Genomic DNA, 23900 nt, shown 5'->3' on the forward strand with positions numbered 1-23900 from the left:
TTTGCTTTGGGCGAGCGCCCCTAGAGCGCCTTGCCCATCCGGATCAGGGGCACGCGATAACCGGTCGAAGTCACCGCCTCGAACGGCTCGATGTCGTGATAGCCGCAGGCTCGGTACAGCGGCACGCCGCCCATGGTCGCGGCCATCTCGACGCGCGTGAACCCCTCGGACCGCGCGGCGGCCTCGCAGGCGTCCAGGATGATCCGGCCGACGCCTTTTCGGGTGTGATCGGGGTGCGTGTACATGGCCCGCACCCGCGCGGCGTCCGTCTTCGGATCCAGCAACGCCGCGTCGCGCCCGGCCGAGTGGTCGCCGCCGAACAGGGTGGCGCGCCGGCTCCAGCCGCCGCAGCCGGCGATGGCCTCTCCGTCTTCCACCACGAAATAGGTGGCGTCGGCGATCAACTGGGTGTCCAGCCCCATGATCTCGAACGAAGCCTTCACCCCCTCGGGCGGCAGGAACGCCCTCAGTAGCTCGCCGATCGCACGATCCATCAGGACCGACAGGACGGGCATGTCGTCGGGGCGCGCCAGGCGCAGGCGGAGGGCGGGGGCGGACGCGTTCATCAGGCTTCCATGACGGGATGGCTGGGCGGTGAAAAAACAAGGATTCGGCGAGTCCGCAGCGATCTTTCGACCTCGCCCACCGATCGCTCAAAGACGTCGCCAGGCGCCCAATGGTCAGGCGTCGGACAGGTCGGCCACGATCTTGACCGAAAGTGGATTGCGCGGCGAAGGTCCGAATTTCGAGATGTCCCCGTTCCGGCGCGGCGTCGCCGTCCGGGGCGGAGCCGGTCGTCCGATCGACGCCGGCCAACAACAACGGGCGGGGATGTTATGAGTGGATTGGACGCTGTAACGGCGGGTGGCGTACTCACACGTCGACGTTTCTTCGAAAGCCTGGCCGCTGTCGGCGGCATGTCGCTGGTCTTGTCGGGCATGGAAGCCCTGGGCTTCAGCCAAGCCTCGGCCACCGAGCTGCCGCCGGACCTGAGCGGCGGGGCCAAGAACACCAAGGTCGTCATCCTGGGCGCGGGCCTGGCGGGCATGACCGCCGCCTACGAACTCAGCAAGGCCGGCTATCAGGTGCAGGTGCTGGAGGCGCGGTCCTTCGCCGGCGGACGCTGCCAGACGGCGCGCAAGGGCTTCAAGCACACCGACCTGATCGGCAACACCCAGACCTGCGAGTTCGACGAGGGCCACTACATCAATCACGGCCCGTGGCGGATCCCGTATCACCACCGCTCGACCCTTCACTACACCAAGCTGTTCAGCGTGCCGCTGGAGAGCTTCGTCAACGACAACGACGCGTCGTACGTCTATTACGAGAAGGGCGCGGGCGCTCTGGCCGGCAAGCCGATCCGCAAGGGCGAGATCGCCGCCGACATTCGTGGCTACACCGCCGAACTGGTCGCCAAGGCCGCCAGCCAGGGCCAGTTGGACGCGCCCCTGTCGGGTCTCGACCGCGAGAAGTTCATCGCCTACGTCGTCAACGAAGGCCGCCTCACCAAGGACCTGGCCTATAACGGCACCGAGGGGCGCGGCTTCTCGATCCACCCCGGCGCGGGCGTCGATCCCGGTCCCGGCAAGGAGCTGCCGCCGTTCGCCTTCAAGGACGTGCTGGACAGCAACGCCTGGCGCGTCCTGAGCTCGGTCACCGGCTACGAGCAGCAGCGCACCATGCTGCAGCCGATCGGCGGCATGGACCAGATCGCCAAGGGCTTTGAAAAGCAGGTCGGCTCGATGATCCGCTACTCGACGGTCGTCGAGAAGATCAAGCAGTCGCCCAGCGGCGTGACGGTGTCGTTCAAGGGCGCCGACGGCAAGCCCGGCGAGGTCACCGCCGACTACTGCCTGTGCACCATCCCGCTCAGCGTGCTGAAGCAGATCGACGTCGACGCCTCGGCCCCGTTCAAGGCGGCGATGGAGGGCGTCGCCTACGCGCCGGTCAACAAGATCGGCCTGCAGATGAAGACGCGCTTCTGGGAAGAGAAGCACCACATCTACGGCGGCCACGTCTATACCGACACGCCCATCAACTCGATCACCCTGCCCTCCTACGGCTGGCAGGGTCAGAAGGGCGTGCTGCTGGGCTACTACATGTTCGGGGGCGAGGCCGCCCGGATCAGCGCCAAGAGCCCGGCCGACCGCGCGGCCTACGCCGTCGCCGCCGGCCAGAAGGTCTTCCCGGAATACGCCGAGAACTACGAGAGCGCCTTCTCGTTCTGCTGGCACCTGGCCGAGCACAATCTGGGCGGCTGGGCCGAGTGGGGCGAGGCGGGCCGCAAGGAGGCCTATCCGGTCCTCTGCCAGCCCGACGGCCGCCTCTATCTCGCCGGAGAGCACCTCAGCTACCTTGGCGGCTGGCAGGCCGGCGCCATCGAGTCGGCCTGGCAGCAGATCGCCAGGATCCACGCCCGCGTGCAGCAGGCCTGAGACAACCAGGATTCAGAGGAAACGAATGACTTTCGCCTATCGTCTCGCCGCCCTGACCCTCGCGGCGGGCCTCGCCGCTCCGGCGATCGCGCTCGCCGACGGCAAGTCGCTGTTCAACGACAACTGCTCGGCCTGCCACCAGGTCACCGGCAAGGGCGTCAAGGGCGCCTTCCCGGCCCTGGCCGGCTCGCCGCTCGTGCAGGGCGATCCGCAGCTGGTGACCACCACGGTGCTGAACGGCCGCGCCGGCATGCCGGCCTTCAAGGACGACCTTTCCGACGCCGACCTCTCGGCCATCCTGACCTATGTCCGCTCGTCCTGGGGCAACAAAGGCGCGGCCATCAAGCCCGCCGACGTCGCCAAGGCCCGCGTCGCCGCCAAGGCCGGGGCCAAGGCTCGCGGCCTCCAGGCCCACTAGTCTTTCGAACCACCCAAGGGAGAAGATCATGAAACGCCTCGTCGCCCTCGCCGCCGGTATCGCCGCCCTCGCTGGCGCCGCCTCGGCCACACAAGCTCAGGAGATCGTCCGCGGCGGCGATCCCAAGGCCGCCATCGCCAGCGTCGTCACCGTGCCGGCCGGCTACGACACCATCTATGTCAGCGGCATGACCCCGCCGGTGATCGACGAGAAGGCCACGGGCGTGGCCAAGTTCGGCGACACCAAGACCCAGACCCTGGGCGTGCTGGGGCGCATCGAAGCCGCGCTGAAGAGCCAGGGCGCGACCATGGCCGACGTCGTCATGATGCGCGTGTTGCTGGTCGGCGACCCGGCCAAGGAAGGCAAGATGGACTTCATGGGCATGATGGAAGGCTACAAGACCTACTTCGGCACGGCCGCCCAGCCGAACAAGCCGTCGCGCATCACCAGCCAGGTCACCTCGCTGGTCGCTGACGGCATGCTGGTCGAGATCGAGGTCCAGGCCGCCAAGAAGAAGTAAGGCCTTACGGCGTAAGGGATTTCATCGCTTCGCGAAATTATTTTCGTGACAACGTTGTCAGACCGATTTCAAACGGCTATATGGAATTCAGCCCTTTCGGGCGTTTCCTCCCAATGACTCGGCCGCCTTCTTCTCCTGGAAGGCGGCCGTTCTTTTGTCTGGAGGTCAGGCGGTGAAGATCCGCCCCTCCCGCATCTCGACCGGCCACGGCGTCAGCCGCGCGCCCGCGCAGGGCCCGCCGACGCAGGCCCCCTCCTCCACCGTGAACACCGCGCCGTGCCATGAGCAGGCGATCATGCCACCATCCGGGGTCAGGTATTGATCCAGTTGCTGGGCCAACGGCAGGCCCTGGTGCGGGCAGCGGTCGACATAGCCGAACACCGCCTCACCCCGCCGCACCACGAAGCCGTGGAAGCGCGCACCGCCGATCTGGAGGACGTAGTTTCGGGCCGCGCCATCGGCGATCAGGTCGATGGGACCGAGATTGACCTCGGCCGGCGTCGACCAGACCCGCCCCGAGGAGATCGCGGCGGCGGCCTCGTCGCTCAAACCCGCTCGACCGTCTGTTCGATGGCGCCGAAGATCGAGTGGCCCTTGGCGTCCTTCATCTCGATGCGGATCGTATCGTCGCCCAGCAGGAACGGTGTCCTGGCCGCGCCGTGCAGGATGGTCTCGACCGTGCGCAGTTCGGCCAGGCACGAATAGCCGACGCCGCCCTCGCTGATCGGCTTGCCGGGGCCGCCGTCGGCGCCGCGATTGCTGACCGTGCCCGAGCCGACGATGGTGCCGGCGCTCAAGGACCGAGTTTTGGCCGCGTGTGCGACCAGGGTCCCGAAGTCGAAGGTCATGTCGACGCCGGCGTCGGCGCGGCCGAAGTCCTTGCCGTCCAGCTCGACCAGCAGGGCGCCGTGCAGCTTGCCGTCCTTCCAGGCGTCGCCCAGGGCGTCGAGCGACACCGCCACCGGCGAGAAGGCGCTGGCGGGCTTGGACTGGACGAAGCCGAAGCCCTTGGCCAGTTCGCCCGGGATCAGGTTGCGCAAGCTGACGTCGTTGCAGAGCATGACCAGGCGGATAGCGGCCAGAGCCTCCTCGCGGCTGGCGCCCAGGGGCACATCGTCAACGATCACCGCGACCTCGCCCTCCAGGTCGCAGCCCCAGGCGGCGTCGGCCAGCGGGATCGGATCACGCGGGGCCAGGAAGCCGTCCGACGCGCCCTGGTACATCAGCGGGTCGGTCCAGAAGCTCTCGGGCATCTCGGCGCCGCGCGCCTGGCGCACCAGCTGCACGTGGTTGACGTAGGCCGAGCCGTCGACCCACTGGAAGGCGCGTGGGAGCGGGCTCAGGGCGTCGTGCTCGTGGAAGCGCTCGCGCGGCACCGCGCCGTGCTCGAGGCTCTCGGCCAAGCCCGCCAGCATCGGCCCACAGCGCTGCCAGTCATCCAACGCGGCCTGCAAGGTGGGCGCGATCGTCCCGGCGTCGGTGAACCAGGCCAGGTCGTTGGAGACCACCACCAGCCGGCCGTCGCGGCCGCCCTTGAGAGACGCGAGCTTCATCGGCGCTTCCTTTTTCCCAGTTCCAGGCTTGTTTCGTTCACTTAGGGCAGACGCGCCTTGGGGAAGCCCGTCCAGCAGGCGTCATAGTCACCCTGAAGCGCGGAAGTCTCCAGAGCGAACTTGGTCGGCCGGATCACCCAGCGGCTTTCGAACATGAAGGCCATGGTTCCGTCGATCTTGTGGGGCCCCAGCTCGGCCTCCGTCGCCTTATGGTGGCTGGCGACGTCGGGGCCGTGGTCGCTCATGCAGTTGTGCAAGCTGGCGCCGCCGGGCACGAAGCCGCCTTCCTTGGCGTCGTAGGCGCCGTGGATCAGGCCCATGAACTCGCTCATCACGTTGCGGTGGAACCACGGCGGGCGAAACGTGTGCTCGGCCACCATCCAGCGCGGCGGGAAGATCACGAAGTCGCAGTTGGCCGTGCCCGGCGTGTCGCTGGGCGAGGTCAAGACCGTGAAGATAGACGGATCGGGGTGGTCGAAGCTGACCGTGTTGATCGTGTTGAACCGCGAGAGGTCGTAGCGGCAGGGCGCGAGATTGCCGTGCCAGGCGACCACGTCCAGCGGGCTGTGGTCCCACTCGGCGGCCCAAAGCGATCCCTGGAACTTCTGGATCACCAGGGTCGGTTCATCCACGTCCTCGAACGTCGCCACGGGGGTCTCGAAGTCGCGCGGATTGGCCAGGCCGTTGGAGCCGATCGGTCCCAGCTCCGGCAGGCGGAAGGCCGCGCCGTAGTTCTCGCACACATAGCCGCGCGAGGGGCCGTCGATCTCGACCCGGAAGCGAACCCCGCGCGGGATGACCGCGATGTGGCCGGGGCCGGCCTTCAGCACGCCCAGCTCGGTGACCAGGGTCAGCACGCCCTGCTGCGGGACGATCAGGAGCTCGCCGTCAGCGTCGTAGAACACGCGATTCTTCATCGAGGCGTTGGCCAGATAGACGTGCACGCCGATGCCCGACAGCATCGACGCTTCGGCGTTGCCCGCCAGGGTGACGAGGCCGTCGACGAAGTCGGTCGTGGCGGCGGGGATGTCCAGCGGATCCCAGCGCAGGCGGTTGGGCGTCACCGGTCCCTCGAACCGCGAGATCAGGGAGGGCTGGGCGTAGGGTCGGTAGGGTCCGTGCCCGGCGCTGGGCCGCAGGCGGTAGAGCCAGCTTCTGCGGTTCTCGTGACGCGGGGCGGTGAAGGCCGTTCCCGACAGCTGCTCGGCATAGAGCCCGAACGGAACCCGCTGCGGCGAGTTCTGGCCCACCGGCAGGGCGCCGGGGACGGCCTCGGTGGCGAAGTGGGCGAGGAAGCCAGCCTGGTATTTGAGAGCGTCGGTGTTGGTCAATTGCGTCCTCCCCCACCCCGCTCTTCCCGGCGAAAGCCGGGACCCAGGTTCAGCCTGGACGGTTGGTGGGTTTCACCTGGACCCCGGCTTTCGCCGGGGAGAGCGTGATAGTGGGACGGAGCACGAACGCCGTCCATCGACTTGGCGCCCCGGCCTCAGACCGTGATCACGCCCCGCCGGATCTGGTCCAGCTCGATGCTCTCGAACAGGGCCTGGAAGTTGCCGTTGCCGAAACCTTCGTTGCCCTTGCGCTGGATGATCTCGAAGAAGATCGGACCGAACAGGTTCTCGGTGAAGATCTGCAGCAGCAGGCCTTCCTCGCCGACATTGCCGTCGATCAGGATGCGGTTCTTGCGCAGGCGCTCGAGGTCCTCCCCGTGGCCGGGCACGCGCTTGTCGACTAGTTCGTAGTAGGTCTCGATCGTGTCCTGCAGCTTCACGCCCCGGGCGCGCAGCTTCTCGACGGTCTCGTAGATGTTCTCCGTCGTCAGGGCCAAATGCTGGATGCCCTCGCCATTGTACTGGCGGATGAACTCCTCGATCTGGCTCTTGTCGTCCTGGCTCTCGTTCAGCGGGATGCGGATGGCCTTGTCCGGCGCGATCATCGCCTGACTGAACAGGCCGGTCGCCTGGCCCTTGATGTCGAAGTACTTCTGCTCCTCGAAGCCGAAGACCTGATTGTAGAAGGTCGACCACGTGCGCATCTGGCCGCGCTTCACGTTGTGGGTCAGGTGGTCCAGCAGGTCGAGGCCGACATTGTTCTTGGCCTCGGCCAGGGCCGCACCCGGAACCTGCTCCCAGCTGTCATAGATCGTGCCGGCGTCGCCGTAGCGGTCGACGAGATAGAGCAGAGAACCGCCGATGCCTTCCAGCACCTTGGCGCCCTCGCCCAGTAATGAACGCGAGGCGTCGGCCGCCTTGGCGCCGCGCTTGAGAGCCTCGGCGAAGGCGGCCTCGGCGTCCTCGACGCGGAAAGCCATGCCGTTGGCGGACGGCCCATGGTCTTCGCGGAAATCGGCGACCTGACCGGCCGTCTCCTCGTTGACGATCAGGTTGATGCGACCCTGCTTGTAGCGGGTCGCGGCCTTGGTCGGGTGCTTGCTGGCCGGCGTGAAGCCCAGTTGCTCGATCAGGGCCTTCATCGCCGCGGGATCGGGGCTGGTGAACTCGACGAACTCGAAGCCGTCGAGGCCCAATGGGTTCTGTTCCGTCACGAGAGTCATGCGGGTTCTCCCTGCAGGCAGGCGTCGAGCGCCCGCGCGAACGTGTCGATGTTGGTAACGGTCAGACCGGCCAGATTGATGCGGCCCGAGCCCGCCATGTAGATCCCATGGTCTTCGCGCAGCTTGGCGACCTCTCCCGGCGACAGCGGCAGCAGGGCGAACAGGCCATGCTGCCCGGCCAGCGGCGCCAGGGCCGGAACCGCCTTGGCCAGGCGCTGGCGCAGGTCGGCCACACGGACGCGCATGGCCTCCAGTTCCGCCCGCCAGAGCGCGGTCAGGGCCTCGGATTCCAGGATGACGCGGACGACGGCCGCGCCGTGGTCCGGCGGCATCGACCAATTGGTGCGCGCTAGGGCCCGGATATTGCTGGCGGCCAGGTCCAGGGTCTCGGCGTCGCGCGACAGGGTGTAGAGCGCGCCCACCCGCTCGCGATAGAGGCCGAAGTTCTTGTCGCAGGAATAGGCCAGCAGGCCGTCATCGGCCGCCGCCAGCACGAGGCGCATGCCCGCCGCGTCGTCCTCGAGCCCAAGGCCCAGCCCCTGATAGGCCAGGTCGATCACCGGTACGAGGCCCTTGCGCGTCACCAGCTCGGCGATCGCGGCCCATTGCTCCAGGCTGTAGTCGGCGCCCGACGGGTTGTGGCAGCAGCCGTGCAGCAAGACCGCGTCGCCGACTCGCGCCGTCTCCAGCGTCGCCATCATCTCGTCGAAGCCCAGGCGCTGGGCGCGCTGGTCGTAGTGGCGGAAGGTGACGGTCTCAATGCCCTGTTGGTCCAGGATCTGAGTGTGGTTGGGCCAGGTCGGCGCGCCGACGAACATGCGGATGTCGGGCTTGGCGGCCTTGAGCAACTCGCAGGCCAGTCGGATCGCGCCGGTGCCGCCCGGCGTCTGCACGCCGAACACCTCGTGGTCGACCGCGTCGCCGAAGATGATCGGCTTCAAGAGGTCCAGGAAGCCGATGTCGCCTTCCGGACCCAGATAGGCCTTGGTCGACTGGCCGGTCAGCAGCGTCTGCTCGGCCGCCTTGACGCATTCCAGCACCGGCGTCGCACCGTCGTCGTCGCGGAACACGCCGACGCCCAGGTCGATCTTCCCGGGCCGAGGATCACGGCGATAGGCGCCGATCAGCGACAGCAGGGAATCCGGAGCCTGGGGCGCCAGGCCGGCGAATACGGAGGGTGGGGTCATGGCGCTTTCCGGAAACTCGACGGAAGGCAGCCTATCGCGGATCCTAAGTCAGAACGTGGCGATGATGGCCGATCGGGACGGCATGTCGGTCATATCATGCCAATGATACGGATCAATTCCGGCGATATGTGATCAGTCCAGATAGTCCAGCGGCAGGGCCGTGGAATCCTTGACCGTCTCCAGCACGAAAGACGAGCGCACGTCCTTGACCGCCGGCATCTTCAGCAGCCGCTTCATGGTGAAATCCGCATAGGCGTCGAGGCTGGGCACCACCACCCGCAGCAGATAGTCGTAGCCACCGGTCATGACGTAGCAGCCGACCACCTCGGGCTCGCGGATCACGGCCTGCTTGAACGCTTCGGCCGCCGCCTCGGTATGCCGGTCGACCTGGACCTCGACATAGGCCAGCACGTCTAGCCTGGCCTTGCGCCGGTCCAGCAGGGCGACATAGCCGCTGATCAGGCCGGCCGCCTCCAGCTGCTTGACCCGCCGCAGGCACGGGCTGGGCGACAGGCCCACGCGTTCGGCCAAGTCGACGTTCGAGATCTTGCCGTCCTCCTGCAGGATCTGGAGGATCTTCCGATCGGCGCGGGTGAGCTTCATCGTGACCGGTTTTGGCTAAGGATTGGCAGGAAATGACGGCATAGCGCGTTTCGCGGTTCGAGAGGAGACGAGCCTTGCGCACGGCGCCGCTTGACGCTCTACCATGGGACGAGACGCGCAACGCCAGGATCCAGAATGCCCGAAAGCCCCTTCGCCTCGCCCAAGTCGCTGAAGACGCCGTTCCAGCAGCAGGGCCGGAAAGTCCTGATCGGAACGACCGTCGTGCTGCTGCTCCTCCTGGGCTCGTGCGGCGTGCTCTCGCACAGCACGACGGTCGAGCCGGGCAATGTCGGGGTGAAGATCCGCACCCTGGGCGCCTCGGCCGGCGTCGCGCCCGAGCCCCTGCCCGCCCGCTGGTACTTCCGGGGCGTCGGCGAGCGGATCATCCAATATCCGGTGATCCAGCGCACCTACAGCTACACCCGCGAGAAGGACGAGCGCGGCAACGAGAACGAGGAAATCACCTTCTCGGACAACACCGGCCTGCCGATGACGGCCGACATCTCGGTGACTCTGCAGGTCAATCCGGCCTCGGCCCCGAACCTCTATCAGACCTACCGCCTGTCGTTCGACCAACTGCTGGATGGGCCGATCCGCAACGACGTCCGATCGGCCGTCGCCGCCGAGGCCGAGAAGGTCGGGGTCGAGACCCTGTACAGCGGCGGTCGCCAGCAGGTGATCCAGCGCGCCTATGCACGGGTGTCGAACAAGTGGGCCCGCCATGGCGTGACGGTCTCTCAGCTCGACTGGATCGGCTCGATCCGCTACCCGGCGGCGATCATCCAGCAGATGCAGGCCAAGACCCAGCTGGAGCAGGAAGCCCTGGCCGCCAAGGCCCTGGAGGCCAAGGAAACCGCCCTGGCCAACGCCGCCATCGCCAAGGCCCGTGGCGAGGCCGAGTCCATCCGCATCAAGGGCGAGGCCCTGCGGGCCAATCCCCAGGTCCTGCAGCAGCTGGCCATCGAGAAGTGGAACGGCGAACTGCCCAAGGTCACCGGCGGCTCGACGCCGTTCGTGAAGATCGACTAGAGGCGTCGGTCGCTACCTGGCGGACTTGTACGTGGCGGAGGACTCCTTGAGCGTGGACAAAGCGGAGCAGACGACGGTCTTCGCGCACCCGGCGGCGCGCGCCTGCGTCGAAGCCGTGAAGGCCCACGCCGTCGTCATCTGGAGCTTCCTGGCGAGCCGCTTGATGCTGCTGGCGATCGGCTTGCTGACCCAGATCCATATCCGTCCGTTCACCACCGTCGGCAACACGTTGCGCCTCAGCCAGGAGCAGGCCCTGAACATCTGGGGCGCGGCGGACACCGGTTGGTACCTGGACATCGTCCTGAACGGATACCAGCGCGCCCCCGGCGCGGACGGCCAGGCCAACTGGGCGTTTTTCCCGGCTCTGCCGACCCTGGCCGCGTGGCTGGTCCAGGCGACGGGCCTGACGCCGCTGCAGGCCATGCTGGCGATCTCGAACGTCAGCTTCTTCATCGCCCTGATCCTGACCCACCGCCTGGCGCGGGCCGAGTTCGACAGGAAGACCGCCGACCTCTGCGTCGTGCTGCTTTGCGTGGCGCCGGGCAGCTACATCTTCTCGTCGGCCTATACCGAGGCCCTGTTCCTGGTCTGCGTGACCGGCGGCCTGCTGCTGCTGCGCAGCCGCAGGTGGCTGCTGGTCGGCCTGGCCGCGGCGGCCGCCACCCTGACGCGGAACCTGGGCGTGGGCCTGCTGCTGCCTTACGGCCTGACGGCCCTGGAGCGCCTGATCAGCGGCTTCGGGACGAAATCGGAAGCGCGGCCGAGCCTGGCCGAACTTCTGCGCATCGGTCTGGGCGGCCTTGCCCCCATCGCCGCGCTGGTAGGCTTCATGGCCTATCTGCACGCCAGAACCGGCGACGCCCTGGCCTTCTTCCATGTCCAGAGCGCCTGGAGCCGCAGCCTGGACGCCCCGTTCGCGGGCCTGCTGCGGGGTCTGGCGAAACCCGCGAGCATCCTTGACGGCGATCTCGTGAGTTTCACCGTCGCTTGGCTGGCGATCGGCCTGCTGATCGTACTGGCGACCATGCGCCGCTGGACGCTGCTGTCGCTGGCCCTGTTCTTGACCCTGGTCCCGCTGGCGACCGGCCTGACGTCGTTCGCCCGCTATGCGCTCGTCATCCTGCCCTTATGGATGGCGCTGGCCAAAGTCCTGGCCGACAGGCCTCGCGCGGCGATGATCTGTGTGCCAGTCCTGGCCATGTTGAACGGCTTCATGATGGTACCCTGGACGCTGGGCCTGGGGTTCGCCTCGTGAGCCCGCGCGACATCGCGACCGCCACGCTGGCCGGCCTCGCAGCCCTGGTGTCCTTGACCCTACTGGTCCAGCTCGCTCACCGCGCCAATGTCGCCGCCGATACCGTCACGGCCGTCCGCCGCGATGGCCGCGAGATTGACGTGCTGCTGGACCGCGCCGCCAATGCGGGCGTGCTGGGCGCAGGCTGGGATCGTCCGGTCCTGAATCAGGGCGCGCGTTCGATCGCTCAGACGGCCTATCTCGCCCTCCCCACCTCCACGGCCGCCGGCGATGTGGAACTGACCCTGGTCGTCGCCGGGGAAACGCCCCCTGCGCATGATCGCCGCGTGGCGGTGGCCGTCGGTTCCGTCCCTATCGGGACCTTCAGACCCAGGGCGGGCGCCGAGGAAACCATCCGCCTCCGTGTTCCCGCCGCAGCGCGGAGCCAGAGCTATCAGATCATCGTCGCGTTCGACCTGACAGGCGGCCACGCCGGCCCCACGCCGCCGCCACTTCGAGTACTGAAGGCCAGGACGCGCGTCGCGCCTCCGGTCTGAGGCCCGCCCTCAGCGAGCGGCGCGTGGCGACATCACTTCGTCGCCTCCGTATCCGCCCCCAACCAGGCCTTGCGGAAAGCCAGTTGGGCGTCGGTCGGCTTCAGGTCGGCCTTTTCGAAGCGGACAACCTCCAGGGTCGGATCGGCGGTGATCTTCAGCGACGCCTCGCGGGTCTGGCCGCGCTGGACGAACTTCACCGTCGTGGCCTCGTCGGGTTTGAGGCGGTCCAGGGCGTCGGTCCAGTCGGCCTCATTGGCGAATTCGAAGCGGCCGATCGAGATGATCCGGTCGCCGACCTCGACGCCGGCCGCGTAGAGCGGGCTGTTGGGCGCCGGCGGCTGGTCCAGGATCAGTTCGGCGCCGTTCACCTTCACGCGGGCTGCGCCCAGCCAGGCCTTCTTGGGCGACTTCTGGCGCAGCTTCAGCCCGGCCCGCTCCAGCAACGGACCGAAGTCCGGCAGCGCCGAGCCCTCGATGCTGGCCTTGAAGAAGCCGTCGGCGAAGGCGGCGTCGCCGGTCGTCTTGGCCAGGGCCGCGCGCGCGTCGGCGGGCTTGTAGGGCTTCTCGGGCGCCCCGTGCGCGCGCCACATCTGACGCATGAAGTCGTCCAGGCTCAGCGGCTTGTCACGCCCGCGCAGCTGCAGGTCCAGCGCCAGACCGATGATCGCGCCGTACGGATAGTACGAGGTGAAGATGTTCGGATTGGTCGGATCCAGGGCCGCCGCGGCGTCGACGAACGGGGCGCGCAGGCTCATCTCCTGCGGCGATCCGTATTGGCGGCCCGGACCGTTGACGACGCCGTTCAATGTGCCCGACAGGCCGGTCAGGAACTCGTCCACCGTCGACTGGCCCGCGCGGCGGATCAGCAGGGGGCCGTAGTATTGGGTGAAGCCCTCGGCCAGCCACAGCGACGGAGTCGGGTTGGCCTTGGTGAAGTCGAACGGCTCCAGTTCGGCCGGGCGGATGCGCTCGACGTTCCAGGCGTGGAAGAACTCGTGGCTGGCCGTGTTCAACTGCACGAAATTGGCCCGGAACAGCGAGCGCGGCTGGCTGATGAAGGTCGAGTTGCGGTGCTCCATGCCGTCGCCGGTGATCTGCGGCATGTAGTCGGCGATGAACGTGTATTCGCCGTGGTCAAATTTTGGCAGCTCGCCGAACACCTTGATGTGCTCGGGCACGATCGCCTTCAGTTTCGCCGCGAACTTGTCGGCGTCCTCGTCCGTGCCGGGGTTATGCAGGGCCAGGCGAAATGTGTATGCGCGGCCGTTGTCGGTGACCTGCCACTCGCGCACGGTGAAGGCGCTGATCTCGGTCGGGCTGTCCATGAAGTACTGCAGGTTCGGCGCCCAGTAGGTGTGGGCCTCGCCTTTGGCGGGCGGCAGTTGGGTAGCGATCCGCCAGTTGGGATCGGCCGGCTTGAACGCCACCCGGATCGGCTTGTCGTCATAGCCGGCGGCCCACAGGAAGGTCGCGGGCATGTTCAGGTGGGCGTGAGTGGCGTCGACCTGCGAATAGGTGCCGTCGCCCCGGTCGGCATAGAGGGTATAGGTCACCTTCACCGTGCCGTCGTGGCCGCTGACCGTCCAGCCGTAGGGATCGGTCCGCTCGACCTTCAGCGGCTTGCCCGCGCCGTCGACGGCGCTGACCCGATAGACGTTCTTGGCGAATTCGTGGATCGCGTAGCGGCCGGGCGACGAGCGCGACATGTTCAGCCGCAGCGGGCCCTTGGGCGCGTTGCGATAGGTCGCGACGACCTGGGCCTCGTGGTGGGCGGCGTTGTCGAACGAGACCTCGTACTGGACCGGGGCGGGCTTGCCGGGATCCTGGGTCGGCGGGGCGGCCATTGCCGTGGTCGCGAACAAGGCCAAGCCCGCCAGACCATACAGAGACTTCCGCATCAACACTCCCCCGAGAAACCCGAACGAAGCGCGCCCCGGCGCGATCGAAGGCGGCACTCTGGCCAAGCGGGCGGGAGTCGCCAACGAAAAACGCCCCGGAGTTTCCTCCGGGGCGCTTCAATCACTTGGATCTCTTGGGCGGCCCCTTGCCGGGGTCGCCCTTTCAGTTGGCCAGGCGGCGCAGGAACGACGGGATTTCCAGGTCCTCGCCGTCGTCGGTCTGCGGCGTCTCGATCGGCTGCAGTTGCGGACGCACGCTCTGGGTCGAGCGGGCCTGCGGCTGCGGGGCCGACGACTGCTGCTCGTAGCGCTGACGGCCACCGCCGAACATCGAGAAGAAGCCACCGCCCTGCTTCTGGGGCCGACGCTCTTCGTAATAGTTGTTCTCGGGGAACAGGGGCTCTTCCGAGACCGCACCGTCATCGACCAGCGGGTCGACGATGCGGGTCACCTGCCGGGCGGCCGGTTGGGCGATACGCGGTTCTTCAGCGACGGCCGGCTCGTCGTAGTAGAGCTCGGCTTCCGGCTCCGGCTGGGGCGCGGACATGACGATCTCGGGCTCCGGCGCCGGCTCGGGAGCCGGGGCGAAGGCCGACGAGAACGCCGAAGAGGGACGCTCGGCCGGACGCGCGGCTTCGTAGCGGGCGGTCGGACGGGCCGGTTCCGGCTGCGGGGCCGGAGCGCGCGCGGTGTCGGCGATCAGCGGCTGGGTCGTGGTGTTGCGGGTGACCGGCTTGGGCTCGATCTGGGCGATCGAGGCGCCGTCCATGCCGGTGGCGACCACCGACACGCGGATCACGCCTTCCAGCGACGGATCGAAGGCCGCGCCGAAGATGATGTTGGCTTCCGGATCGACCTGGTCCGAGATGGCGTTGGCGGCCTCGTCGACTTCCAGCAGGGTCATGTCCATGCCGCCGGTCACGTTGACCAGCACGGCCTTGGCGCCCTTCAGCGAGACTTCGTCCAGCAGCGGGTTGGCGATGGCGTTCTGGGCGGCCATCAGGGCGCGGTCTTCGCCAGCGCCTTCGCCGGTGCCCATCATCGCCTTGCCCATCTCGGTCATGACCGTGCGGACGTCGGCGAAGTCGAGGTTGATCAGGCCCGGCAGGACCATCAGGTCGGTGATCGAACGGACGCCCGAGTGCAGGACCTGGTCGGCCATGCCGAACGCTTCGGCGAAGGTCGTGCGTTCGTTGGCGACGCGGAACAGGTTCTGGTTCGGAATGACGATCAGGGTGTCGACGTAGCGCTGCAGTTCCTGAATGCCGCTATCGGCGAGGCGCATGCGGTGACGGCCTTCGAAGTGGAAGGGCTTGGTCACGACGCCGACGGTCAGGATGCCGCGCTCGCGGGCGCACTTGGCAATGATCGGGGCCGCGCCGGTGCCGGTGCCGCCGCCCATGCCGGCGGTGATGAAGACCATGTGCGCGCCGTCGAGGTGCTCGCCGATCTCCGGGAAGGACTCTTCAGCCGCGCTCATGCCCACTTCCGGGTGCGCGCCGGCGCCCAGGCCCTGCGTGATCTGCACGCCGAGCTGGATGCGACGATCCGTTTTCGCGAACTGGAGTTGCTGCGCGTCGGTGTTGGCCACCACGAACTCAACACCCTCGAGGCCAGCCTCGATCATGTTGTTCACGGCGTTGCCGCCAGCGCCGCCGACACCGAACACCACGATACGCGGCTTCAGCTCGGTCGTACGCGGCGCGGAAAGAGAAATAGCCATGGGACCCTCGCGTCCTTACGCCGAAATCGTCAAACTAGACCTCGGCGACACCCAATCGCCGGGGATGCCTCGACGATCGTGTTAACAGAACAACCACCATCGTTAATCGGCAGTTAACTGCATAATCTGAGTCGTGGTCCGGTCGAGCGCGGCCGTGGGATAAATTGTGGTCTATCAACAGAAACTCCAGGCGAACCAAGGGCTCTGGCGCTATCCACAGGCGCGTGCGACCGAACGACGCTAACCTCGAATTCTGACGAATATCGGCTGTTTCGAGCAGCAAAAAGGCCCGGCGAGAAGCTCGGCCGGGCCTTCAAGGTTAAACAGTAGAGTTAATCACGCTTAAGTCTTGGAGCGTTGGTTAACCCGAAAACCGGTCCCCACTTTTCGGACCAACGCTTAAGTCTGGGAGCTTGGCCGAACGCCCAAGCTAGAGGTTGTCGCGCAGCCATGCGGCCGCCTTGGCCATCGGGCTGGCGTTGGGATCGAGCGGACGCTTGCGGACCGGGCCGCCGGCCAGGGCTTTCGACGAGACGGCCTCGCGCGGGCCGAAGGCCGTGCGGTGAAGGGTGCCGGCGGCGGCGCAGAAGGCCGGGCCCGAGGCGGCGTCGGCCAGGTGCGGCACCCGGCGCGGACGCCCCAGGCGGACCGGACGATCGAAGACACGCACGGCCACTTCGCGCACGCCGGCCAGCTGGCTGGCGCCGCCCGTCAGGACGATGCCCGCGCCCGGCTCGACCGGCGCGCCCGAGGCCCGCAGGCGCTCGCGCAGCAGTTCCAGGGTCTCCTCGACGCGCGGCTGGATGATGCCCTTGAGCAAGGACCGGGGCGCGATCACCGGACCCGCGCCCGGATCGTCGCCGCGGGGCGGCGCCTCGATCATCTCGCGGTCCTCGTTGGCCGAGGCGATGGCGCTGCCGTGCAGGGTCTTGATGCGCTCGGCGCCGACCACCGAGGTCTGCAGGCCGCGCGCGATGTCCTGCGTCACGTGACCGCCGCCGACCGACAGGCTGTCGACGTGACACAGGGCGCCGTTGTTGAACACGGCCACCGAGGTCGAGCCGCCGCCCATGTCGATGCAGACCGCGCCGAGATCCATCTCGTCCTCTTCCAGGGCCGCGAGGGCCGAGGCGAAGGGGGCGGCGACGATGCCCTCGAACGATAGGTGAGCGCGTTCGACGCAGTGGGCCAGGGTGTGGAAGATGTTCTCGTTGACCGAGACCACCAGCAGCTCCAGGCCCAGCGAGCGGCCGAACATGGCGCGCGGATCACGGATGCCGCGCTGGCCGTCGACCGACCAGGCGATCGGCAGCAGATGGATCGGCTTGCGGCCCGGAATGCGGACCTGGGCCAGGGCCGAAGCGATGGCGCGCGACAGGTCGCCGTCGCCGATCGGGCGCGCGCCCAGCGAGACCTGAGTATGGACGCGGTTGCTGGCCAGCTGGCCGCCGGCCGTGCAGACGCTGACGCCCTGGACGTTGACGCCGGCCACGGTCTCGGCGCGCTCGACGGCCTGGGCGATAGCCTGGGCCGCTTCGTCCAGGTTGACGATCGCCCCGCCGCGCACGCCGCGCGACTGGACATAGCCCACGCCGGCCGTCGTCAGGGTGCGGTTGTCCCGGTGCACGCCGTCGGGCTTCATGATGAAGCAAGTCACCTTGGACGCGCCCAGGTCGACGGCCGCGATGGCGGGCTGGCGCACGAGCGTGGCCTTCAGGCCCTCGCGAGCTTGCTTCCGTTCCTCCATTCGCGACATCGCTATCGTCACCTCATCACGTCCATTACGCCCCGCCAGCGGCCGGCTGCCCAGGCAGCGCCGCGTCGCGAGGTCTGACAGCCACCATTTCGGGGTCGCGCAGATCGATCCGCGCAAAACCCATGTCGAGGATTCGCTGCCGTTGGTCGAGCTGATCCAATTGAATCAGCGCGGATTCTTCGTCAATGGCCGGCAGCTGAATCAGCGAGCCGTCCTTCAGTCTCAAGTCCCAGCGGCGATCGTCGACCCGCACCAGCGCTTCCAGACGGTCGCGCAGACGCGGACGCGAGGCCACGGCCGGCAGGATCAGGCCCGCGGCCTGGTCCGCCCCCTGCCCCACCACCAGCGGAAGCTGGGGGAAACGGGCCGGGTCGGCCTCGCTGATCACCCGGCCTTCGCCGTCGATCACCTTCATGCGGCCCTGGTTCTGCCAGACCGCCAGCGCCGGCCGCTCTTCCACCGCGATCAGCACGGTGTCGGGCAGCATGCGCACCACCTTGGCGTCCTTCACCCAACCCACGCCCTGCACCTTCGCGCGGACGTCGTTCAGGTCCATGCCCAGGGTGGGCTGGTCCAGATACAGGCCCGAGGCCTTCAGGATGTCGGCCTGGGCGGTCGAGGACGCGCCCCGGATGTGAACCGTCTTCAGCTTGAAGCCGGCCGAGGCGAAGCTGTTGTCGACGCCATGGACCATGGACATGCCGATGCGCTCGGCCCGATGGCCGGTCGCCAGCATCACCACGAGACCGAGCCCCAGGGCCGCGCCCGCCACGGTCAGGGCGACGGCGGGCGACAGGCCCACGCCCTTGGCGGCGTGCAGCTTCGCGGCCGGACGCGCCCCCCGCGGCGCCGGCCTTCCCTTGCTCGGACTTGCGGGCGCTTCGGCCCGGGGTCGCCTAGGCTTAGGCGGTCCCCCCCGCGTTACGGCGGGCATGAACGTCCTCCACGATCCACAAAACTAACTGGTCAAACGGGATCCCGACATGGGCGGCCTGCTCGGGTGCGAGCGAGGTCGGCGTCATGCCGGGCTGCGTGTTGACCTCTAGAAGGACCAGAATGTCGTTAATGTCGTCATAACGGAGATCGGATCGGGTCACACCTTGGCAACCAAGAGCGGAGTGCGCCAACTCGGCCATCCGCATGGCGCGATCCCTTACGCTATCAGGGATTGGGGCCGGTAGGACGTGGATCGAACCGCCCTCGGAGTACTTGGCCTCGTAATCATAGAAACCTGTGGATGCACGAATATCGGTTACCGCCAGGGCCCTGGGACCATTTGGCTCACCCATCACCGCGACGGCCAGTTCCAGCCCCCGGATGTACGGTTCGACCATCACATCCTCGCCGAAAGTCCAGGCTGGAGAGGCCAATTCCTCGGGCGGACGGTTGGCGCCTTCCTTGACGATGAACACGCCGACCGAGGATCCCTCGGCGTTGGGCTTCACGACATAGGGGGGCTGCAGCACATGGTCGCGCGCGACATCGTGTCGATTGTAGAGGCCGCCGCCCGGAACGATCACGCCGGCGGCCGCGAGCACGGCCTTGGCCTTGGCCTTGTCCATGGCGAGCGCGGAGGCCAGCACGCCCGAATGCGTATACGGCAGCTTCAGGGTTTCCAGCACGCCCTGGACGCAGCCGTCCTCGCCCCATTCACCGTGCAGGGCGTTGAACACCAGGTCCGGCTTGGTCGCCGTCAGGACCTGGGCGATGTCCTTGCCCGGATCGATCCGCGAGACCTTGGCCCCCAGCCGCTCCAGGGCGTCGGCGCAGGCGCCGCCCGAGACCAGGCTGACCTCGCGTTCCGACGAAGGGCCGCCGAGCAGGACGGCGATATGGCGGCCGGCCAAGGGGGCGTTCTGGGGGTGGTCGGTCATGGAGCGCGGACTCTTGGAGGGGCGAATTGTCAGCCACTCCTAGTCAGCGTCGAGGACCCTGCCAACTCTCCAATCACCAAACAAAGCGTGTCATCCCGGCCGCAGCGAAGCGGAGAGCCGGGACCCAGGGGCCGCCACATTGCGCTTGGCCCCAGGGTCCCGGATCGCGCAAGCGCGTCCGGGATGACATGGTGTTTTGAAGGTTAGTGCCCAGCCGCCGGCGCCGCGGCCTTCAGCGCGCGGAAGTCGATGTCGCTATCGGCCACCAGGTAGATGAAGCTGGCCCAGGCGGCGACGTTCTGCGCCAGTTCGTCCGGGCGCACCTTGTTCAGGGTGTCGTCGGCGGTGTGGTGGTAGTCGAAGTAGCGCGACGCGTCCTGGTCCAGCTCGACCGACGGCACGCCGGCTTCCTCCAGGCCCTCGATGTCCGCGCCGCCGTGGGTGGCCGGCGCACGGCTGACATAGATCTTCAGCGGCGCCAGCACGTTGGCGGCTGTGGTGGCCAGCGGGTGCGCGGCCGCGCCGGTGGGCAGCTTCAACGCGAAGACGCGGTCGGCGCCGGTGTCGCTCTCGCCCGCCAGGACGATCTTCGGAACCTCGTCCCTGTGAGCGGCGATATAGGCCTCCGACGAGCCGCCGCTCTCCTCCGAGCCCCACATCACGACGCGGATGGTGCGCTTGGGATGCTTGGGCAGGTCGCCGATCAGCTTGGCGGCCGAGGTGGTGATGGCGATGCCCGTGGCGTCGTCCAGGGCGCCGGTGCCAACGTCCCAGCTGTCCAGGTGGCCGCCGATGACGATCACCTCGTCCGGCTTTTCCGAGCCCTTGATCTCGCCCGAGATGTTCCAGGCGACATCGTTCGGGTCGACGGTCGAGGCCAGCTTCAGCTTGATGCGCAGCGGCCCCTTCTTGGCCAGGCGCTCCAGCTGCTCGGCCTCCGGCACGCCGATCGCGGCGGCGGGGATGGAGACGACGCCCTCGCCGAAAGCGGTGACTCCGGTGTGCGGCACGGTCGAGTCGGAGGTCGAGATCGAGCGGATCAGGACGGCCACGGCGCCGCGCTTGGCGGCCTCGACCGGACCCGAACGGCGCGATATGCCCGCGACGCCATAGCCCGAGCCGTCCTGCGCCTTGACCATCGGCTGGGTGATGACGACGATCTTGCCTTTCAGCGAGCCTTCCGGCGCGGCGATCAGCTCGGCATAGGTGTGGAACAGCGCCACGTCGGCCTCGATGCCGCCGACCGGCGTCGGGATCGTGCGGCCCAGGCCGACGATGCCCAGCTTCATCGGATAGGGACCGACCAGCTCGGCGCTCTCCTCGCCGCGCGTCCACGACGGCTTGGCGAACTGCTCGATCTTGATGTTGGTGAAGCCCAGGGCCTTGAACTTGGCCGCGCCCCAGTCCTTGGCGCGCTCCATGGCTGGCGAGCCGACCAGGCGCGGGCCGATGGTGGTGGTGAGATCCTCGGTGATGTCCCAGGCGGTGCGGTCCAGCAGCGCCTTGTCGCGCAGGGCCTCGGCGGTCTTGACGTCTTGGGCGTGCGCCACGCCGGAAAGCAGAGCGACGGTGGCGGAAGCGGCCAGCAAACTACGGAACATGAGCAAGGATTCTCCCCAATGGCGCGGGAGTCATAGCACCGGTTCCTGCCATGGGGAGTCAGCAATGGGCTGAAGTGTGGCGGGCGCCTCTAAGCCGGGCGCCCGATCCGCTTGATCTCCCAGTCCAGCTGGACGCCGGTCTTTTCCTTGACGTCGGCGCGGACGGCTTCGCCCAGGCCTTCCAGGTCGGCGGCGGTCGCCTCGCCCGTATTGATCAGGAAATTGCTGTGCAGCGGCGAGAACATCGCCCCGCCGAACGGTTTCCCGCGCCAGCCGGCCTCGTCGACCAGCTTCCAGGACGAGTGTCCCGGCGGGTTCTTGAAGGTCGAGCCGCCGGTCTTCTCGCGGATCGGCTGGGTGGTCTCGCGACGGCTGGTGATCTCGGCCATGCGAGCCTTGATCGCCTCGGGTTCGTCGGCGGTCCCTTCGTAGATCGCGTCCAGCACGATCAGGTCCGCGCCCATCAGATCGCTGTGGCGATAGGTATAGCCAAAGCCCTCGCCCGAGATTTCCGACACCTCGCCGGCGCGGTTCATCACCCGCGCGGACTTTAAGACATTGACGGTCTCGGAACCGTAGCAGCCGGCGTTCATGATCACCGCGCCGCCGACCGTGCCGGGGATGCCGGCATAGAACTCCAGCCCGGCGATACCGGCTTCCGCCGCCTTGCGCGCCAAGATGGCGTCCGGAACGGCCGAGCCGGCCTTGATACGGTTGTCGCCCAGGGCCTCGACGGTATTGAAACCCTTGCCCAGCCGGACGATCACGCCGTCGACGCCGCCGTCGCGGACCAGGAGGTTCGAGCCGACGCCGATGGCCAGCACCGGCACGCTCGGGTCCAAAGCCTTCAGAAAGTCGGACAGGTCCTGCTCGTCGGCCGGCAGGAACACCACGTCGGCCGGACCGCCGACCCGGAACCAGGTGAACGGCGCCAGGGCCTCGTCGATCAGCAACTTGCCCCGGACGGCGGGGAGATCGGTCTTCCAGCTCATTTGGCCAGGGCTTCCAGCTGGCCAGGCAGGGCATAGGACCACTGGGTGATGTCGCCCGCGCCCAGCAGGACGACCAGGTCGCCGCTCTTGGCCTCCTCGGCGATCAGGGCCGGCAGGGCCGCGGGGCTCTCCAGGGCCAGGGCGCGACGGTGGCCGAACTTCTTGAGGCCCTCGACCAGGTGGTCGCGGTCGACGCCCTCGATCGGCTGCTCGCCAGCCGTGTAGACGTCGGCGACGATCACCGTGTCGGCGTCGTTGAAGCAGCTGGAGAACTCGGTCATCAGGTCGCGCAGGCGCGTGTAGCGGTGCGGCTGGACCACCGCGATGACCTTGCCTTGGGTGACCGCGCGAGCGGCCTTCAGCACGGCGGCGATCTCGACCGGGTGGTGGCCGTAGTCGTCGATGACGCGGATCCCGTTGGCCACGCCGGTGGTGGTGAAGCGGCGCTTGACCCCGCCGAAGCCGGCCAGACCCTTGGCGATCGACGCGGCGTCGACGCCCAGCTCGCGGGCCACGGCCACGGCGGCGGTGGCGTTCAGCACGTTGTGATGGCCGGCCATCGGCATCTTCAGGCCGTCGTAGCGGACCTGCTCGCCATCACGCGGCGAGACGACGATGTCGAACTTGGCGCCCTCTGGCCCCATCTCGATGTTTGAGACGCGAACCTCGGCCTGCGGGTTGGTTCCGTAGGTCACCAGGCGGCGGTTCTGGATTCGCGAGGTCAGGGCCTGGACCTCCGGGTGGTCGGTGCAGACCGCCGCGAAGCCGTAGAACGGGATGTTCTCGATGAAGTCCTGGAAGCCCTTCTTCACCGCGTCGAAGTCGCCCCAGTGGTCCAGGTGCTCGGCGTCGATGTTGGTGACGATGGCCACGGTGGATTTCAGCTTCAGGAACGAACCGTCGCTCTCGTCGGCCTCGACGACGATCCAGTCGCCCTCGCCGACCTTGGCGTTGGTGCCGTAGGCGTTGATGATACCGCCGTTGACCACCGTCGGGTCCAGGGCGCCGGCGTCCAGCAGGGCCGCGACCATCGAGGTCGTCGTCGTCTTGCCGTGCGTGCCGCCGACGGCCACCGAGAACTGCAAGCGCATCAGCTCGGCCAGCATCTCGGCGCGGCGCACCAGCGGCAGGCGCTTGTCGCGGCCGGCGACCATCTCCGGATTGTCGGCCTTCACGGCCGTGGAATAGACGATGGCCGAGGCGCCCTCGACGTGGGCGGCGTCGTGGCCGATGAAGATGCGCGCGCCCAGCTTTTCCAGCCGGTCGGTATTGGCGCTGGCCTTGGCGTCGCTGCCTTGGACGGTGTAGCCGATACGCAGCATGATCTCGGCGATGCCGGACATGCCAATGCCGCCGATGCCGATGAAGTGCACGGGGCCGAGTTCGAAGGGGACGGGGCGTCGACGCTGGATCATGAAGAGCCGATTAGACCAATTCCGCGCGCCGCGAAACGCCCTCCTGGCGGTCGTTTTGTGGACGACGCCCGCCCTCGCCCAAGCCCAGCTTCAGGCGCCGCTTGAATTGCGCCTCGCCGACGTCGGGCGCTTCGCCGTGTTCGTCGACATGGGCGGCGTCCAGTGGACCGGTCGCAGCGCCAGGCTCCGCGTTCTCCAGGTGACCGAAGGCGGCTTCAAGGCCGGCGCGGAAGAGTTCTGGGGCGGCTGGCGTCACGAGGTCATCGACTGCGACGCCCGCACGATCGCCCACGCGGGCTTTGGCAGCATCCGCGCCGGCGGCCGCGAGGGCCCAGTGACGGGCGACCTCCGTCCCGCAGCGCCGTTGCCGGCGGGCAGCGCCGACGAGGCGGTGGCGAAGGTGGTGTGTGACGGCTGGCGGCCGTTCAAGACGGTCCCGCTCGCCTCCGGTATCGAGGACGCGGTCAGGATCGGCCGGCCGCTGATCGAGACGGGCGCGGAACCGTAGGACGGTTCAGGCCCGCGCCGTAGTGCCCGACGGTGGCTGGCCG

23 protein-coding genes and 1 pseudogene are annotated in these 23900 nt (G+C 67.9%); 8 read left to right on the plus strand and 16 right to left on the minus strand.

From position 1 onward, the window contains the following. Nucleotides 1–20: 20 nt before the first annotated feature. Nucleotides 21–566, minus strand: coding sequence for a GNAT family N-acetyltransferase (locus tag K8940_RS16525; RefSeq protein WP_411675562.1), 546 nt, complete (start codon nt 564–566; stop codon nt 21–23). Between the two features lie 270 nt (nt 567–836). Between K8940_RS16525 and K8940_RS16530 the strand changes: the two genes are divergently transcribed. From K8940_RS16530 to K8940_RS16540, 3 genes are read left to right on the plus strand one after another with little or no spacing between them, the layout of a single operon-like run. Beyond that, nucleotides 837–2435, plus strand: a complete 1599-nt coding sequence (locus K8940_RS16530) for a flavin monoamine oxidase family protein (RefSeq protein ID WP_223391174.1) — start codon at nt 837–839, stop codon at nt 2433–2435. Between the two features lie 25 nt (nt 2436–2460). After that, the gene (locus K8940_RS16535; protein WP_223391175.1) at nt 2461–2853 is read left to right on the plus strand and encodes a c-type cytochrome; all 393 of its coding nucleotides are present in this window, start codon (nt 2461–2463) and stop codon (nt 2851–2853) included. 28 nt (nt 2854–2881) lie between these two features. Further along, nucleotides 2882–3373, plus strand: coding sequence for a RidA family protein (locus K8940_RS16540; RefSeq protein WP_223391176.1), 492 nt, complete (start codon nt 2882–2884; stop codon nt 3371–3373). Between the two features lie 165 nt (nt 3374–3538). On the opposite strand, the gene K8940_RS16545 is transcribed toward K8940_RS16540, so the two are convergent. The 6 genes from K8940_RS16545 to K8940_RS16570 all read right to left on the minus strand — a co-directional run bounded on the left by K8940_RS16545 (nt 3539) and on the right by K8940_RS16570 (nt 9270). Continuing rightward, nucleotides 3539–3922, minus strand: a complete 384-nt coding sequence (locus K8940_RS16545; RefSeq protein WP_223391177.1) for a Rieske (2Fe-2S) protein — start codon at nt 3920–3922, stop codon at nt 3539–3541. After that, a complete protein-coding gene (locus tag K8940_RS16550) occupies nt 3919–4926 on the minus strand; it encodes a fumarylacetoacetate hydrolase family protein (RefSeq protein ID WP_223391178.1) in 1008 nt (335 codons plus the stop codon). Before K8940_RS16550 ends, K8940_RS16545 begins: the two co-directional genes overlap by 4 nt. 41 nt (nt 4927–4967) lie before the next feature. Beyond that, nucleotides 4968–6257 carry a homogentisate 1,2-dioxygenase gene (gene hmgA, locus K8940_RS16555; RefSeq protein WP_223391179.1) on the minus strand — a complete coding sequence of 430 codons (1290 nt, stop codon included), beginning with the start codon at nt 6255–6257 and terminating at the stop codon, nt 4968–4970. Nucleotides 6258–6412: 155 nt separating this feature from the next. Next, on the minus strand, nt 6413–7480 hold the full coding sequence (gene hppD / locus K8940_RS16560; RefSeq protein ID WP_223391180.1) for a 4-hydroxyphenylpyruvate dioxygenase: 1068 nt from the start codon (nt 7478–7480) through the stop codon (nt 6413–6415). Then, nucleotides 7477–8667 carry an aromatic amino acid transaminase gene (locus K8940_RS16565; protein WP_223391181.1) on the minus strand — a complete coding sequence of 397 codons (1191 nt, stop codon included), beginning with the start codon at nt 8665–8667 and terminating at the stop codon, nt 7477–7479. The genes hppD and K8940_RS16565 overlap by 4 nt, the downstream gene beginning before the upstream one ends. A gap of 132 nt (nt 8668–8799) precedes the next feature. Beyond that, nucleotides 8800–9270, minus strand: a complete 471-nt coding sequence (locus tag K8940_RS16570; protein ID WP_223391182.1) for an Lrp/AsnC family transcriptional regulator — start codon at nt 9268–9270, stop codon at nt 8800–8802. A 135-nt stretch (nt 9271–9405) separates the two neighbouring features. Here K8940_RS16570 and K8940_RS16575 point away from each other — a divergent pair, with 135 nt between their 5' ends. Genes K8940_RS16575 through K8940_RS16585 form a run of 3 tightly spaced genes read left to right on the plus strand, consistent with a single transcriptional unit; the run spans nt 9406 to nt 12090 of the window. After that, nucleotides 9406–10299 (plus strand): SPFH domain-containing protein, encoded by an 894-nt coding sequence (locus K8940_RS16575; RefSeq protein WP_223391183.1) that lies wholly within the window; start codon nt 9406–9408, stop codon nt 10297–10299. Nucleotides 10300–10351: 52 nt separating this feature from the next. Beyond that, nucleotides 10352–11554 carry a mannosyltransferase family protein gene (locus K8940_RS16580; RefSeq protein WP_223395886.1) on the plus strand — a complete coding sequence of 401 codons (1203 nt, stop codon included), beginning with the start codon at nt 10352–10354 and terminating at the stop codon, nt 11552–11554. After that, nucleotides 11551–12090, plus strand: coding sequence for a hypothetical protein (locus K8940_RS16585; RefSeq protein WP_223391184.1), 540 nt, complete (start codon nt 11551–11553; stop codon nt 12088–12090). Before K8940_RS16580 ends, K8940_RS16585 begins: the two co-directional genes overlap by 4 nt. Nucleotides 12091–12122: 32 nt before the next feature. On the opposite strand, the gene K8940_RS16590 is transcribed toward K8940_RS16585, so the two are convergent. From K8940_RS16590 to K8940_RS16615, 6 genes are all read right to left on the minus strand, one after another. Beyond that, nucleotides 12123–13988, minus strand: coding sequence for a M61 family metallopeptidase (locus K8940_RS16590; RefSeq protein WP_223391185.1), 1866 nt, complete (start codon nt 13986–13988; stop codon nt 12123–12125). 163 nt (nt 13989–14151) lie between these two features. Beyond that, on the minus strand, nt 14152–15711 hold the full coding sequence (ftsZ, locus tag K8940_RS16595) for a cell division protein FtsZ (RefSeq protein ID WP_223391186.1): 1560 nt from the start codon (nt 15709–15711) through the stop codon (nt 14152–14154). A gap of 34 nt (nt 15712–15745) precedes the next feature. Next, nucleotides 15746–15811, minus strand: a complete 66-nt coding sequence (locus K8940_RS16600; protein WP_024265820.1) for a hypothetical protein — start codon at nt 15809–15811, stop codon at nt 15746–15748. A 330-nt stretch (nt 15812–16141) separates the two neighbouring features. After that, nucleotides 16142–17467 carry a cell division protein FtsA gene (gene ftsA, locus K8940_RS16605; RefSeq protein WP_223395887.1) on the minus strand — a complete coding sequence of 442 codons (1326 nt, stop codon included), beginning with the start codon at nt 17465–17467 and terminating at the stop codon, nt 16142–16144. Nucleotides 17468–17492: 25 nt separating this feature from the next. Continuing rightward, the gene (ftsQ, locus tag K8940_RS16610) at nt 17493–18401 is read right to left on the minus strand and encodes a cell division protein FtsQ (protein WP_223391187.1); all 909 of its coding nucleotides are present in this window, start codon (nt 18399–18401) and stop codon (nt 17493–17495) included. Beyond that, nucleotides 18370–19341: a D-alanine--D-alanine ligase gene (locus K8940_RS16615; protein ID WP_223391188.1), complete on the minus strand. Its 972-nt coding sequence runs from the start codon at nt 19339–19341 to the stop codon at nt 18370–18372. Before K8940_RS16615 ends, ftsQ begins: the two co-directional genes overlap by 32 nt. A gap of 58 nt (nt 19342–19399) precedes the next feature. On the opposite strand from K8940_RS16615, the pseudogene K8940_RS16620 reads away from it, so the two are divergent. Then, nucleotides 19400–19541, plus strand: a pseudogene (locus tag K8940_RS16620) (hypothetical protein). Between the two features lie 3 nt (nt 19542–19544). Here K8940_RS16620 and K8940_RS16625 read toward each other — a convergent pair. The 3 genes from K8940_RS16625 to murC all read right to left on the minus strand — a co-directional run bounded on the left by K8940_RS16625 (nt 19545) and on the right by murC (nt 23349). Further along, nucleotides 19545–20942 (minus strand): M20/M25/M40 family metallo-hydrolase, encoded by a 1398-nt coding sequence (locus K8940_RS16625; RefSeq protein WP_411675563.1) that lies wholly within the window; start codon nt 20940–20942, stop codon nt 19545–19547. Nucleotides 20943–21031: 89 nt separating this feature from the next. Next, a complete protein-coding gene (gene murB / locus K8940_RS16630; RefSeq protein ID WP_223391190.1) occupies nt 21032–21934 on the minus strand; it encodes a UDP-N-acetylmuramate dehydrogenase in 903 nt (300 codons plus the stop codon). Further along, nucleotides 21931–23349 carry a UDP-N-acetylmuramate--L-alanine ligase gene (gene murC, locus K8940_RS16635; RefSeq protein WP_223391191.1) on the minus strand — a complete coding sequence of 473 codons (1419 nt, stop codon included), beginning with the start codon at nt 23347–23349 and terminating at the stop codon, nt 21931–21933. Before murC ends, murB begins: the two co-directional genes overlap by 4 nt. Between murC and K8940_RS16640 the strand changes: the two genes are divergently transcribed. Then, nucleotides 23348–23857, plus strand: a complete 510-nt coding sequence (locus K8940_RS16640; protein WP_223391192.1) for a hypothetical protein — start codon at nt 23348–23350, stop codon at nt 23855–23857. The genes murC and K8940_RS16640 overlap by 2 nt on opposite strands. Nucleotides 23858–23900 lie beyond the last annotated feature (43 nt).

The organism is Caulobacter segnis, assembly GCF_019931575.1.
GTDB classification, from domain to species: domain Bacteria; phylum Pseudomonadota; class Alphaproteobacteria; order Caulobacterales; family Caulobacteraceae; genus Caulobacter; species Caulobacter segnis_C.